We start from the raw sequence: 14,152 nt of genomic DNA, 5'->3' as shown, positions 1-14,152 counted from the left end.
CTTTTATTTTCATCAAATATTTTAGTAATATTTTTATCTGAAAGCTTTATTGATATAGAACGAGCCCCTAAAACGAATGTACGTCAATTCATTTTAAGGGCTCCTTGATTAAGTTTAATTTCCTAGTGCATTTGTGATTCACACATCAACTAATCTAATTTAAATTCATTATCAACAATAACCTTGCCATCTTTAATCACTTTTTGAGCATGATTAATACCAAAATGATATGGAATATATTCATGGTTAGGTGCATCCCAAATGACGATATTTGCTTTGTCACCTTCATTAATCGTACCTGCATCAGCATCAATAGCTTTTGCAGCATTCACTGTCACAGCGTTCCATACTTCATTAGGAGATAATTTTAATTTTAAAGCTGCAATAGCCATGGCAAGTTGTAAGTTATTCGTTACACTGCTACCTGGATTATAGTCAGTTGCCACTGCAATCGCACCGCCATTATTAATCATGCCACGTGCATCAGCATAATCATTTTTATCTAAATAGAATGTCGTAGCTGGTAATAACACAGCCACTGTATCACTATTTTTTAATTTGGCTTTACCTTCTTCACTAGACGCTACTAAGTGATCTGCAGAAATAGCCTCCTCATCAATTGCCAATTCTAAACCACCTAATGGATCAATTTCATCGGCATGAATTTTAACTTTAAAGCCAGCTTCTTTAGCTTTTTCCATATAACGCTTAGATTCTTCCACTGAGAATACTCCCGTTTCACAGAAAATATCTGCAAAGTCAGCATATTTTCTAACTTCAGGAAGTAATTCAATCATTTCTTCTAAGAATGCTTCATTCGATTCAGCTTCTTCAGGCACCGCATGAGGTCCTAAGAAAGTATGTTTGATATCCAAATTATATTTATCAGCTAATTGATTAGACACTCGTAATTGTTTCAATTCATTTTCTTTATCTAAACCATATCCACTTTTACTTTCTATCGTAAGCACACCATGTTTAATCATAGTTAATAAATCATGCTCTGCTTTTTTGAAAAGGTCTTCCTCACTAATTTCTCGTGTAGATTTAACAGTTGAAAGAATGCCTCCACCAGACTCAAGAATTTCTAAATATGATTTACCTTGACGTTTGAGAGACATTTCATGCTCACGTGAACCGCCAAATATAAAGTGCGTATGTGCGTCAACAAGCGCAGGTGAAACAACCTTACCAGTAGCATCAATTGTTTCATTGGCTTCATATTCATCTGTATGAGGGCCAGAATAAACGATTTTGCCATCTTTAACGACAACCGTGGCATTTTCAATAACTTCTAATTCATCTAACTCTCTACCCTTTAAAGGTTTGTCAGTAGATTTAGGTAAAATCAATTCTTGAATATTTTGGATAATTAAATCATTCATTATTTATCACCTGCTTCATCAATCATTGGAATTTTGACACCTTTTTCTTTAGCTGTTTGAATCGCAATATCATAACCTGCATCAACGTGTCTTGCTACTCCCATACCCGGATCTGTAGTAAGTACTCGTCCTAATCTTCTCTCCGCACGTTCTGATCCATCAGCCACAACAACCATACCAGCATGTAGTGAATAGCCCATACCTACACCGCCACCGTGGTGGAATGAAATCCAAGAACCGCCAGCTGCAGTATTAATTAATGCGTTTAATACAGCCCAGTCACCAACTGCATCACTGCCATCTTTCATGCCTTCAGTTTCACGGTTTGGACTAGCGACTGAACCAGAGTCTAAATGATCACGTCCAATAACGATTGGGGCAGATATTTCACCATCACGTACAAGTTTGTTTAGAGCTAACCCCATTTTTGCACGTTCGCCATAACCTAACCATGCAATTCTAGATGGCAATCCTTGATAAGAAATTTTTTCTTCCGCTAAATCTAACCATCTTAACAATTTTTCGTTTTCTGGGAATAACTTTCTCATTTCTTCGTCAGCACGTTCAATGTCTTTTGGATCACCACTTAATGCTGCAAAGCGGAAAGGCCCTTTACCTTCACAGAACAACGGACGAATATACGCTGGAACGAACCCAGGGAAATCGAACGCATTTTCAACACCATTATTATAGGCAACTTGGCGAATGTTGTTACCATAGTCGAAAGCTACAGCACCATTTTTTTGGAACTCTAACATGAGTTCAACATGTTTAGCCATTGAAGCCTCAGCTAATTCAACGTATTTTTTAGGATCTTCTTTACGTAATTGTTTTGCTTCTTCCACTGAATAACCTTGTGGCACATAACCATTCAATGGATCATGCGCACTAGTTTGGTCAGTAATGATATCTATTTTAAAACCTTTGTCTAAAATTGCTTTATGAACATCTACAGCATTACCTACTAAGCCAATGGATAATGCTTCCCCTTTATCTTTAGCTTCTTGTGCCATTTTCAATGCTTCGTCTAAATCTGTAGATTTAACATCACAATAATTAGTTTCAACACGTTTATCAACACGTGTTTCATCTACATCTACACAGATGGCAACACCATTATTCATCGTAACTGCTAGTGGTTGTGCACCACCCATGCCGCCTAAACCAGCAGTTAATGTAATAGTCCCTGTTAAATCGCTATTGTATTCTTGCTTAGCAAGTTCAGCGAATGTTTCATAAGTTCCTTGAACAATACCTTGAGAACCGATATAAATCCAACTTCCTGCAGTCATTTGTCCATACATGATTAAGCCTTTTTTATCGAGTTCATTAAAGTGATCCCAATTTGCCCATTCAGGAACTAACACAGAGTTTGAAATTAATACACGTGGTGCTTCTTCATGAGTTTTAAACACTGCAACTGGTTTACCAGATTGAACTAACATAGTTTCATCTGCTTCTAAATCGCGTAATGTGTTTTCAATTGCTTCGAATGCTTTCCAGTTACGAGCAGCTTTACCAATCCCACCATAAACAACTAATTCTTCAGGATGTTCAGCAACTTCAGGAGCTAAGTTGTTATATAACATTCTTAATACCGCTTCTTGTTCCCAACCTTTACACTCAATGTCTAACCCTTTTTTAGCGTGAATTTCTCTCATGTCAATCTCTCCCATCTGATTATTGTTTACATGCATTTTCAAATTGATTGTTATTCATTTTTTCTAAAAACAAATTTCTTTTGTGATTGAATATTATAAAATAGGGAAAAGAGTACTAAAATTAATTAAATTATTCAAAATATTCAATGCGTTAAACGACTTAACACAACAAATATTTTGTAATTACAGTATAATAGTCTAAGATATAGACAACAAATATAAATAAACTAATCATTTATAACTTAAAACTATAAATACGGGGTGCTTTACATGAAAATCATTCAGCTAGAATATTTTTTGGCTATAGTTAAATACAATAGTTTTACAAAAGCTTCTAACTTTTTACATATTAGTCAACCTTCATTGACCGCTACAATTAAAAAAATGGAAGCAGATTTAGGTTATGACTTATTTATGAGGACTACAAAAGATATCAAAATCACCGAAAAAGGCATTCAGTTTTATAAGTATGCGACACAATTAGTTCAGGAATATCGTTCCACTGTTGAAAAGATGTATGATTTAAACATTACATCAGAACCAAGAATTAAAATGGGCATATTGGAATCTACAAGTCAGTGGATAGCTAAAGTCACACAGCTACATCATAAAAATTTTCCAGATCAACAATATCGTATGTATGAAGTTCACGATAGAAGCGATTCTATTGATCAGTTACTTAATTTCGATGTACATTTTGCGCTAACCAATGAAAAAATTAATCACGAAGATATTGCGTCTATCCCTCTATATGAAGAACCATATGTTTTACTCACCCCTAAAAATGAATTTCCAAATCAAAAGACAATTAAAATAGAAAATCTGCCTCTCATTATGCCAAATAAAAATTCGCAAGTACGCAAACATCTAGACGATTATTTTAATAGAAGAAATGAATTTCCAAATATTGTAGTGGAAACAGATCGTTTTGAATCTGCTACAAACTTTGTGCATTTAAATCTCGGTTATGCAATTGTGCCTCGCTTTTATTATCAGTCTTATTTTGCCAAGAATTTAGATAGTATAAAAATACGTCCTAACTTAGGACGCAAGATTTTTATTAATTATTTAAAAAAACGTAAACATTCAGAACAAGTCATGTCTTTAATACAACAATGTTTAGATTACTGGGATATATAAGAAACACCTGTAAAAGTGGGCATCATCATCCTAACTTTTACAGGTGTTTTATTTATAATTAACGCAGTCAATTTGCTTACATTTTCAAAGCGTTAAATTAAGAAGTGATGTACTAAGTTTGCTACAAGTTTCGCAGTGCGATTGTCTAAATCATATTGAGGATTCATTTCAGCAATACTGATTGAAGCAACCTTCTCACTAGGTATAATACGTTTAGCTAATTCAAATACTGTGTGAGGATAGATACCTAGTACAGCTGGTGCGCTTACCCCTGGCGCAAAGGCGCTATCAACAACATCCATGCAAACAGTAAACATAATAATTTCATGGTCATGAATAAAATGTTCTATCATATCTTTAATCGGGGGAGAAACTTGGTTTAATAATTCATCAGCATAAACATATTGAACATGTTTCTCTTTAGCATAATCAAATAATCCTTGGGTATTACCACCTTGTGATATGCCTAATACCATGTAATCAGCGTTATCATCTTGCTCTAATATTTGTCTAAAGCTTGTACCTGAAGTAGACTCACCTTCATCACGTGTATCAAAGTGGGCATCAATATTGATGACGCCAATAGATTCGTTAGGGTAAACCTTACGCGTAGCTAAGTATTGTGCATAAGCAATATCGTGTCCGCCACCAAGTAAAAATGTTTGCTTATGATTTTGAATAGATTTAGCAGCTAACTCTGCATATTCTTTTTGAGTATCAATCAGTGCGTCGTGATCATGCTCGACATTGCCATAATCAACAAGTTCTTCACATTGATTTAAATCTGGCAAACCTGCAAATGCCTTTTTAATCGCATTCGGGCCTTCTTTTGCCCCTACACGTCCTTTATTTAATTCGACGCCTTTATCAACAGCATACCCTAATATACCTACCCCTTTTCGTGTCCCAGATTTTTCAACTTTCGATAAATCACCAAATTTTACAGTTTGAAAGTGTCTAAATTGTTTTACATCTGTTTCACTATCTAGACGACCTGTCCATAAATCACGTTCAGCAAGTCTATACATGATACTTCCCCCTTGATTTGTTAATCACAATAGTTAAATAAAGTATAACTATTGGTGTATTTGAATTCAACGCTTGTAATATTTTGATACCCTGAAAAGAAAATATTTAATTACGATTAGCTAACAAAATGATTCAAGACTATTACATTTTGATGATAATTAAAATAGACAATTTAAACATCTCCTTGTAAGATGTATAATTGTAAATAAAATAAATTTAGCTTGTTACCTAATGGAGGTTACATAAAATGAAGAACTCTCGAATTTCTGGGTTTCAATGGGCTATGATGGTCTTTGTCTTCTTTGTTATAACAATGGCCTTAGCCGTTATACTTAGAGATTTCCAAGTATCCATTGGAGTTAAACGATTTGTTTTTGACATCAAAGATTTAGCACCTTTAATAGCATCAATTGTATGTCTTTTAGTATTTAAGTATAAAAAAGAACAATTAGCAGGGTTAAAGTTTTCAATCAGTTTAAAGGTTATTGAACGAATTATTTTAGCGCTTATCTTACCATTAATTATTCTTATGATTGGTATGTATAGCTTTAATACTTTTGCTGATAGTTTCATCTTATTACAAACATCAGATTTATCAGTATCATTAATTACAATATTAATTGGTCATATTTTAATGGCTTTTGTTACTGAATTTGGTTTCCGTTCATACTTACAAAATATTCTTGAAACAAAGATGAACACTTTCTTTGCAAGTATTGTTGTAGGTATTATTTATTCAATCTTTACTGCTAATACTACATACGGTCTGGAATATGCTGGTTACCATTTCTTATATACATTTGCGTTCTCAATGATTATCGGTGAATTAATCAGAGCTACTCAAGGACGTACCATTTACATTGCTACAGTCTTCCATGCTGCGATGACATTTGCATTAGTATTCTTATTTAGTGAGGAAACTGGCGATCTTTTCTCGATGAAAGTCATTGCGATCTCAACAACTCTTGTAGGTGTTGTCTTCATCGTGTTAAGTTTAATCATTCGTGCTATTGTTTATAAAACAACAAAGCAAAGTTTAGAAGAAGTTGAACCTAACAACTATTTAGACCATACTGAAGAGGATGACTTCGGAGGCGTGAACAATCGTTCCAAAGAAGCTGACTCTGAAAAGGAAAATGTTGAGAAACCAAAAGATGAATCACACTCAGCAGTTGATTCTGAACAAACGCATACTGACAACTCAGATTTAAAGGATAGTGCGTCTTACACAGAAGACCGTCATTCATCTGTAGTTAGCGATGTGAAAGATGAAATCAACGAAGCAGAAGAACAAACTACCGAAGATTCAACTAAAAAAGAATAACAAAACCTATAAAAAGAACTTGAGGCATTTTGTAACCCTCAAGTTCTTTTATATATATTCTACGCTTTATTCATAATTTTAACGCCATCTTGTGTTCCCACAATTACCTGATCCGTCATATCAAGGAAGTAACCTGTTTCTAATACACCCGTTAGATGTATTAAAAATTCATGCATGTCATAAGGGTCAATTCCTTCTGGCAATGTACAATCTAATATGTAATTTCCATTATCTGTCGTAAATGGAACATCCTCATTCACGCGTCTATTAACTTTCACACCTTGAATGTCTTCTATTCTTTTCGCTACTTGATACCAATTAAATTTATCTACTTCAACTGGTAATACAAACGTTTGCCCTAAATAATCAACAAGTTTATTTTCATCAGCAATGACGACGAATCTTTCAGCCATTTCATCAATCACTTTCTCTCTGAATAGTGCACCGCCACCACCTTTAATAAGGTTAAGGTTTGGATCTACTTCATCAGCACCGTCGATAGCTAAGTCAATGTGATTGACATCATTAACCTCAACAATTTTAATATCTAATTCTTTCGCCAGAAAGGCCGTTTTATTTGATGTACATACGCCAGTAATATCGTAATGATGTTGATGAACCAATTCAGCAATTCTAGGTACTAGCAATTCGATTGTACTTCCAGTCCCTATCCCAAGCGTCATACCATCTTCTATCTGACTAATCACATCATCTAACGTCATGAGTTTAAGTTCTTTTACGTCTTTCATTTGCTGATTATCCCCTTTTCTCTAATTTCCTTAATTTCATTTTACATGAGTTTAATTATTTTTAAATACCTTTAGATAATGAAATTAATTTTCACACTTTATCTCTTTTAAAATTAGAGTTCAATCATCTCAATATTTAAAAAGTAAGCAACTTGAATTGATAGCAGTTCCTCATTTAAAACATTCCCATTCACCTAGAGATCACACACTCTGTAAAGTCAAAAGATTAAAAACGTCGAGTTACCATTTCAGTTTCATAAAATGGAGACCCGACGTTTTCAATTAATTATTTATTTTTCATTAATTTGATAGCTTGTTTTAGAAAGATAAGGCGTATGTGCTTCTAAAATAGACTGCGCTTTCTCACCATACATGTTGATATCATTAGGGAGATTTTGAGTTTCCACAGTAAATCCAGAATGAGATTTATAAATATTGAAATCACTATCCCAATTTTGTGGTTTATTAAAAGTATATATCACCATATGTGGCATATCTGTTTCGACTTTTAATTCAAACTCATTATTATCAATAAGAAGTTGACGCCCTCCTACCTCAAATGGATGATCTAAGCCTTTATATCTTTGCATTTGCTGATGAAGTTTTTCATTTGTACTATTAAATATATCTTTAAACAGTACACCCTTTTCTTTAAATACATCATAGAAATCAAGTGGTGCTTCTTGTTTCACAATATGGTTATCATCCAAAGTAAACATTTTTAAAGAGGAACTTGATATTTTGTGATTATCAACAACATTATTATCTCGATTTAAATTAAAGTACACATGATTTGTTGGATTAAATAGCGTTTTTTGCGTGGATTTCGCTTCATATTGTATCGTCCAGCGTTGATCAGCATCGTAAGTGTGTGTGACTTTAATAGTCATATCGCCCGGATAATGATCTTCCTCTTCTTTAATCGTGGTTGTGAAAATGACTTTGATCTGGCCAATTTCGTCTACAATTTCATAATCAAAAATTCTAGTATCTAAACCTTTAGAGCCACCGTGTATATGGTGTGGATGCTGATTTGCTTCTAATTCATATGTTTGTCCCTCTAATTCAAATGAAGCATTGGCAATTCTACCTGCATAGCGACCGATAGTGGCACCAAAATTAAAAGGATTTTCAAAATAGAATTCATCAGCCTCTACAACATTCCCTAAAATAATATTATTGTCGTGATACTTCCAAGAAACGATTCTAGCCCCGTAATTCGTAAATACAATCTTCGTTTCATCATTATCAATTTTAATTAAATCAACATCATGTCTTTGATGCTCAACTTCAACTATCATTACATAATCTCCCTTTCAACCACGTTAAATTAAGCTCTACTAGGTAATAACATCACTAATACGCCTATCATACAAATTAAGGCGCCAATAATGTCATATTTATCTGGAGTCTGTTTATCTATCACAAAAGCCCAAAGAAGGCTCATAATAATAAACACACCACCATATGCAGCATATACTCTACCGAATGTCGGAAACGCCTGAAACGTAGCCACTACGCCATATAGTATGAGTATCATACCACCTAATAAACCTAGCCAATATGAATGGCCTTCCCTTAACCATAACCATATTAAATAGCCTCCACCAATTTCACAGAGGCCTGCTATGATGAAAATAAACGCAGAATAAAACACGATACAATGCACCACCTTTAAAATTTATCCTATTCACTATAACGAAGGGGTAGTTCAGTTATAAATAAGAATAGTATTTAATTTAGATTGATATGATAAGTAACATTGTATCAATGTTAGATTCTATAAATCTATCTTTAATTTAACGACGGTATTTTCACATACATATTGTTACACTTTTTCTTTTAATATTCCATAGGTTTAGAACATAAAAATAAAAGTGCTTGACTTAGTTTGATTAATTCTTTTTCACAAGACGTTGAATTGATTTGAATAATCCCTTTTCAAAAGTAAGCACAGAATCTTTATACGTTTTAACAGCAATCCATAATAAGAGTGCGACTACAATGATTGAAATCCCCATACTCACAGCGATTTCCCAGATTTCTAATTCTGAAGATTGAGCACGTACTAATAACTCAAACGGTGCTAGGAATGGGATAAAACTTGTAATCTTAGTAAGCAGCATATCCGGCTTCATGATGCTAAATATTGCAATATAAAATGCAATCATAGCTAATAAAGTTAACGGCATAAGCGTTTGATTCATATCTTCAATTCTCGTTGCTAATGAGCCAAGAATAGCTGCAAGCAATACATAGCTTAAGATACCAACAATAAGGCAAAGTATGCTTACAATGATAATTTGCCATGCAAGATGATTCATTTGAATGTCAAATTCTTTAAATAAACTTTTTAAATCAAATGCATAGACACAAAGTAATGCCATGATAATAATCATAATAACTTGAGTGAATGCAACAGCAATAACGCCTGCAATTTTAGCTAAAATATGAATCACTGGTGACACACTTGTAATAATCATCTCAATGACGCGAGAAGTCTTTTCCGTAGCAATTTCCATTGCAACTTGTCCTGCGTAATTAAATACAATAAAGAAGATGAGCATTAACGTCGCATAAACTAATATGTAATTTAAAGTTTGTTCTCCTGAATTTAATTGACTATCCTCTTTATTAGAGATGACTTTACTGTCTACATGACTTCTTGCTTGTAATTGTTTCAATTCATTTTGGCTTAAATTGAGATTCGAAGCGACCAATTGAGATTGGATAGAAGTAAGTACCTCAGTCAATTTTTGCTCGTCCTCAGCCTCTACGTTGTCTTTACTCAATATCGTTCCTGATAATTGATGATGCTTATCTTGTTTCACGATATAGGCCTTCTTTAATTTTTCATTTTTTACTAACTTATGCGCATCTTTTTCACTGACTTTTTTAAAAGTGGCGTCATCATCGAGTGCATGACTTTGTTTTTTCAATACTTTATAAATTTGTTCATTTTGCGTCACAACGCCTACTTTATCTGGGCCATTGTCAAATAAATCTATAATTTTATCTATATTTGAAAGTGCAATCATCAGTATGACGATGATAGACATAAAAATGATAAATGCTTTTGATTTAATTTTACTGAGATACGTGAGTTTAAAGGTCGACCAAAATTTATTCATGTGTTTCACCTACTTTATCTATAAAAATGTCATTAAGTGAAGGTTCTAAAACTTGAAAACGTCTTACAAATCCTTGTTCAATCACTTTCTTATAAATATCTTTAGCGATATCTTCATTTTCAATTGTTATTCGAATATCACGTTTATGTTGCTCAATATTTAAAATACCGGCAATCTCATCTAAGCCATCAATGTGATGATCTGCTTCAATAATCACACGCTTATTACCATGTTCAGAGCGAACATGTTGAATGTCTCCAGAAACGACTAACTCACCCTTATCAATGATGCAAACATCATCACAGAGTTCCTCCACATGTTCCATACGATGTGAACTATATATGATGGTAGAACCTTTATCATTTAAATCTTTTACCGCACGTTTTAATAGCTCAACGTTAACTGGATCCAAACCACTGAATGGCTCGTCTAAAATGAGTAGTTCAGGATTATGAAGCATACTCGCAAGTAATTGGATTTTCTGTTGATTCCCCTTTGAGAGTGACTGGATTCGCTTCTTTCTATTTTCCGTAATCGCAAAACGCTCTAACCAATAATCAATACGTTCTCCAATTTCCTTACTAGATAAGCCTTTTAACGTCGCAAGATAAGTTAATTCTTCTTCGACTGTCATTTTAGGATGTAAGCCTCGTTCTTCTGGAAGATAACCAATCGAGTTATACATGTGCTTACCTATTTTTTTACCTTCATATGTAATGGTACCTTCTGTCGTCTCACTCAACCCGAGTATCATTCTAAATGTGGTTGTTTTACCTGCACCATTTCTCCCTAAAAATCCTAACATTTTTCCTTTTTCAAGTTTTAAAGAAATATCATTAACTGCAGTGAAATCTCCAAATTTCTTGGTGACATGATCAATTATCAAACTCATATTTTATACTCCTATCAATATGATTTTTTGGTTTAAATTCTTTTTTAATATAACATTATTCAATTAATTCTTATATGTAAATTTTGAAACTTAATAAACTTTACAAACTTTTTTGTAAGCCCTATCATTATCTATAAGTTTCGTAGCAATACATACTTTTCAAATTTAAAGAGGTTAGACAAATGAGCTACAGTATAGGCATTGATTATGGTACAGCTTCAGGTCGAGTGATTCTTGTGGATACATCCAATGGTGAGATGATCTCAAGCTATGAAGAAACATATGAACACGGTACAATTGCTGAAACATTGAATGGCGAAGCACTCCCTCGTAACTATTTCTTACAAAATGCTGACGATTATCTTCATGTTTTAGAAAATGGCGTTAAATATGTATTAGAAGAGAGCAAAGTGAACAAAAATGATGTATTAGGCATTGGTGTCGATTTCACAAGTTGTACGATTGTCTTTTTAGATGAAAATTTTGAACCATTACATCGACAAGATAGTTTAAAAAACAATCCACACGCTTATGTTAAATTATGGAAACATCATGGCGCTCAAGATGAAGCGACACAAATGGTTGAAGCCAGTGAAAAAACATCTAATCAATGGCTCGATTATTACGGTTCAAGCGTCAATAGTGAATGGATGATTCCAAAGATATTAGAAATGAAACATGAAGCACCTGAATTACTTGAACGTACGAGTTATATCATGGAAGCTGGCGACTACATTACAAGCTTGCCTACCATCGTTAAGGAAAAATGTGAAGCACCGGTCGTACATATAGGTGAAAGCGCAGGAAATTTAGCAGTATATTATCAACAATTATGGAATTTGCCTGAGGAAGTCCAAATCTCTCCATATATGATTGATGCCCATTCAGGTGTACTAGGTGTAGGGGCTATTAAACAAGGTGAATTTACAGCTGTTATCGGCACAAGTACCTGTCATTTAATGCTAGACCCTAAACAAAAACCTATCCCTGCGATTACTGGTTCTGTAAAAGATGCAGTCATCCCAGGTTTATATGCATATGAAGCAGGTCAAGCTGCTGTCGGAGATTTATTTAGTTATTCTGAGCAGTTAGCTCCCAAACATATCGTTGACCAAGCTTTGGAAAAGGAAGTTTCAATACTTGAATATTTAGAGGAGCTCGCAAGCGACGTCGATGTAGAAGATCAACATGTCATTGTACTCGATTGGCATAATGGTAACCGTAGCATATTAAGTGACAGCCATCTTTCAGGTAGCGTCTTTGGCTTAACGTTGCAAACACCTTTCGAGATGATTCACCGTGCGTATTTAGAATCGACAGCGTACGGTACTAAGATGATCATGAAACAATTTGAAGACAATGAAATTCCAGTTCATACGGTTTATGCCTCAGGTGGTATTCCAAAGAAAAGTCAATTATTAGTGGATATTTACGCAAATGTGTTAAACAAGAAAGTAGTAGTACTTGAATCATCTAATGCTACCGCACTCGGTGCAGCAATGCTGGGCGCCAATGTTGGCGGTGCATATCCATCATTAAAAGAAACCGTAGAACATATGAAACAGCCTATTTACTACATCAAAGAACCGGAACCTGATAAAGTCAAAGCATATGACAAACTGTTCGATAAATATCGAAAACTACATGATATTTTAGGTCGTGAAAATCCAGAACTATCCTACATACATGAATAATTGAATCGTCATATTGGAATGTAGATTTCAAAAAAATATCTCTAAGAGAGTGAGACAGAAATATAATTTAGATAAATTAATTTCGTCGTCCCAACCTCTTAGAGATTTTTATATGACTCCTCATGGTCATCCTCCCAAAATAAATCATTTAATGTCACATTTAGTTCTTTCGCGATATTAATGCATAATTTTAAAGATGGATTATATTTGTCATTTTCTATCATATTAATTGTTTGTCTAGAAACACCAACAGCTCGGGCTAGAGAAAGTTGAGATATTTTCTGATGTGCTCTAAACTGTTTCACTTTATTCAAATCAGTAGCCCTTCTTTCACAATGATTAAGTACTTTTATCATAATCAAACAAATAGGCAGAAGTCAAATATATATGACACTTTTATTTTAAAAAAGCGGCCTCTTTGAGAGACCGCTAGTGAAAAGCCAATTAATTAGTTTTAGCTTTATCAACTGGATTATGGTTTTTACCTTCATAATTAGTTACGTATTCAGTGAATTTAGGACTAGGTCCATATTTATTTGTTTCTTTCTTACCATTAAGACAAACCATGACTAAAAGAATAACTGAATATATCCATTGAATTGCAAGTAATATATATAATAAGAGTAAAACAAAACCATTGTCTGACCATTTGTCATTAAGTGAAATAATGTTGGCAGTAACATTGACAATAAATATTACTATTACACCACTAATTGGTAACCACATTGAAAATGATAAATCATGAAATCTTCTAACTAAAATAGCCAAGTTAGGTATTAAAGTGGCTAAAGCAAAGATAATGCAGTATAAGTAACCTAAAATGAGTAAAGATCCCCCAATAGTTAAAGCGGCTTCATCGTGACTTGCCGATCCTATCATCGCAAACATAAAACCTATAAATAGACCAATTAATCCTGGAATTACAAATATTAAATTCCATAACGTTGCATACCAATACTCGCTTCGTCTTGAGCGACCTTTAAAGTTAACATAATTACTCCAAAATAATTTAAGTGCTCGCCCAAAACTTACTTTATCTCGCATCATTCATTCTCCTTTTTCTGTGTCATGTAAAACTGTTTTAAAATCTTCTACTCTTTGATAAATTAAAAAAGAGTGAACTATAGTAGAAACTTGTATATTGAGT

General features: G+C 33.7%; 13 protein-coding genes. 3 read left to right on the top strand and 10 right to left on the bottom strand.

Features of this window, described 5'->3' with window-relative positions; translation table 11 throughout:
- Positions 1 to 149: 149 nt before the first annotated feature.
- Both hutI and hutU read right to left on the bottom strand, forming a co-directional pair.
- Positions 150 to 1,385: an imidazolonepropionase gene (gene hutI / locus CD155_RS02895; protein WP_103212470.1), complete on the bottom strand. Its 1,236-nt coding sequence runs from the start codon at positions 1,383 to 1,385 to the stop codon at positions 150 to 152.
- Complete coding sequence (gene hutU / locus CD155_RS02890) at positions 1,385 to 3,046, bottom strand: urocanate hydratase (protein ID WP_103212469.1); 1,662 nt, start codon at positions 3,044 to 3,046, stop codon at positions 1,385 to 1,387. Before hutU ends, hutI begins: the two co-directional genes overlap by 1 nt.
- A 270-nt stretch (positions 3,047 to 3,316) precedes the next feature.
- On the opposite strand from hutU, the gene CD155_RS02885 reads away from it, so the two are divergent.
- Complete coding sequence (locus tag CD155_RS02885) at positions 3,317 to 4,186, top strand: LysR substrate-binding domain-containing protein (RefSeq protein ID WP_070830291.1); 870 nt, start codon at positions 3,317 to 3,319, stop codon at positions 4,184 to 4,186.
- 92 nt (positions 4,187 to 4,278) lie between these two features.
- Here CD155_RS02885 and hutG read toward each other — a convergent pair whose 3' ends face one another.
- Positions 4,279 to 5,214, bottom strand: a complete 936-nt coding sequence (gene hutG / locus CD155_RS02880) for a formimidoylglutamase (RefSeq protein ID WP_103212468.1) — start codon at positions 5,212 to 5,214, stop codon at positions 4,279 to 4,281.
- A gap of 248 nt (positions 5,215 to 5,462) precedes the next feature.
- Between hutG and sdpC the strand changes: the two genes are divergently transcribed.
- Complete coding sequence (gene sdpC, locus CD155_RS02875; RefSeq protein WP_103212467.1) at positions 5,463 to 6,539, top strand: peptidoglycan release complex CPBP-like subunit SdpC; 1,077 nt, start codon at positions 5,463 to 5,465, stop codon at positions 6,537 to 6,539.
- Between the two features lie 59 nt (positions 6,540 to 6,598).
- On the opposite strand, the gene CD155_RS02870 is transcribed toward sdpC, so the two are convergent.
- The 5 genes from CD155_RS02870 to CD155_RS02850 all read right to left on the bottom strand — a co-directional run bounded on the left by CD155_RS02870 (position 6,599) and on the right by CD155_RS02850 (position 11,311).
- Positions 6,599 to 7,288 (bottom strand): ribose 5-phosphate isomerase A, encoded by a 690-nt coding sequence (locus CD155_RS02870; RefSeq protein ID WP_002443919.1) that lies wholly within the window; start codon positions 7,286 to 7,288, stop codon positions 6,599 to 6,601.
- A gap of 290 nt (positions 7,289 to 7,578) precedes the next feature.
- Positions 7,579 to 8,589: an aldose epimerase family protein gene (locus CD155_RS02865; RefSeq protein ID WP_103212466.1), complete on the bottom strand. Its 1,011-nt coding sequence runs from the start codon at positions 8,587 to 8,589 to the stop codon at positions 7,579 to 7,581.
- Between the two features lie 29 nt (positions 8,590 to 8,618).
- Positions 8,619 to 8,945, bottom strand: coding sequence for a YnfA family protein (locus CD155_RS02860; protein ID WP_002443923.1), 327 nt, complete (start codon positions 8,943 to 8,945; stop codon positions 8,619 to 8,621).
- Between the two features lie 238 nt (positions 8,946 to 9,183).
- On the bottom strand, positions 9,184 to 10,419 hold the full coding sequence (locus tag CD155_RS02855; protein WP_103212465.1) for an ABC transporter permease: 1,236 nt from the start codon (positions 10,417 to 10,419) through the stop codon (positions 9,184 to 9,186).
- Entirely contained in the window at positions 10,412 to 11,311 is a 900-nt protein-coding gene (locus tag CD155_RS02850) for an ABC transporter ATP-binding protein (protein ID WP_103212464.1), read from the bottom strand. Before CD155_RS02850 ends, CD155_RS02855 begins: the two co-directional genes overlap by 8 nt.
- Positions 11,312 to 11,493: 182 nt before the next feature.
- On the opposite strand from CD155_RS02850, the gene CD155_RS02845 reads away from it, so the two are divergent.
- Complete coding sequence (locus CD155_RS02845) at positions 11,494 to 13,005, top strand: FGGY-family carbohydrate kinase (protein ID WP_103212463.1); 1,512 nt, start codon at positions 11,494 to 11,496, stop codon at positions 13,003 to 13,005.
- 98 nt (positions 13,006 to 13,103) lie between these two features.
- Here CD155_RS02845 and CD155_RS02840 read toward each other — a convergent pair whose 3' ends face one another.
- Entirely contained in the window at positions 13,104 to 13,319 is a 216-nt protein-coding gene (locus CD155_RS02840) for a helix-turn-helix transcriptional regulator (RefSeq protein WP_103212462.1), read from the bottom strand.
- Between the two features lie 130 nt (positions 13,320 to 13,449).
- Positions 13,450 to 14,052 carry a DUF805 domain-containing protein gene (locus CD155_RS02835; RefSeq protein WP_256605044.1) on the bottom strand — a complete coding sequence of 201 codons (603 nt, stop codon included), beginning with the start codon at positions 14,050 to 14,052 and terminating at the stop codon, positions 13,450 to 13,452.
- Between the last annotated feature and the right edge of the window lie 100 nt (positions 14,053 to 14,152).

Source organism: Staphylococcus caprae (genome assembly GCF_002902725.1).
Classification (GTDB): domain Bacteria; phylum Bacillota; class Bacilli; order Staphylococcales; family Staphylococcaceae; genus Staphylococcus; species Staphylococcus caprae.
Note: the sequence above shows the minus strand (reverse complement) of the source record. Positions and strands in the feature narration are given on the sequence as shown.

Coding starts and splice junctions, on each gene's coding strand:
- CD155_RS02845 (WP_103212463.1), top strand. CDS start 11,494: ATGAGCTACAGTATAGGCATTGATTATGGTACAGCTTCAGGTCGAGTG.
- CD155_RS02855 (WP_103212465.1), bottom strand. CDS start 10,419: ATGAATAAATTTTGGTCGACCTTTAAACTCACGTATCTCAGTAAAATT.
- hutG (WP_103212468.1), bottom strand. CDS start 5,214: ATGTATAGACTTGCTGAACGTGATTTATGGACAGGTCGTCTAGATAGT.
- CD155_RS02865 (WP_103212466.1), bottom strand. CDS start 8,589: ATGATAGTTGAAGTTGAGCATCAAAGACATGATGTTGATTTAATTAAA.
- CD155_RS02870 (WP_002443919.1), bottom strand. CDS start 7,288: ATGAAAGACGTAAAAGAACTTAAACTCATGACGTTAGATGATGTGATT.
- sdpC (WP_103212467.1), top strand. CDS start 5,463: ATGAAGAACTCTCGAATTTCTGGGTTTCAATGGGCTATGATGGTCTTT.
- CD155_RS02835 (WP_256605044.1), bottom strand. CDS start 14,052: ATGATGCGAGATAAAGTAAGTTTTGGGCGAGCACTTAAATTATTTTGG.
- hutU (WP_103212469.1), bottom strand. CDS start 3,046: ATGAGAGAAATTCACGCTAAAAAAGGGTTAGACATTGAGTGTAAAGGT.
- CD155_RS02885 (WP_070830291.1), top strand. CDS start 3,317: ATGAAAATCATTCAGCTAGAATATTTTTTGGCTATAGTTAAATACAAT.
- hutI (WP_103212470.1), bottom strand. CDS start 1,385: ATGAATGATTTAATTATCCAAAATATTCAAGAATTGATTTTACCTAAA.
- CD155_RS02850 (WP_103212464.1), bottom strand. CDS start 11,311: ATGAGTTTGATAATTGATCATGTCACCAAGAAATTTGGAGATTTCACT.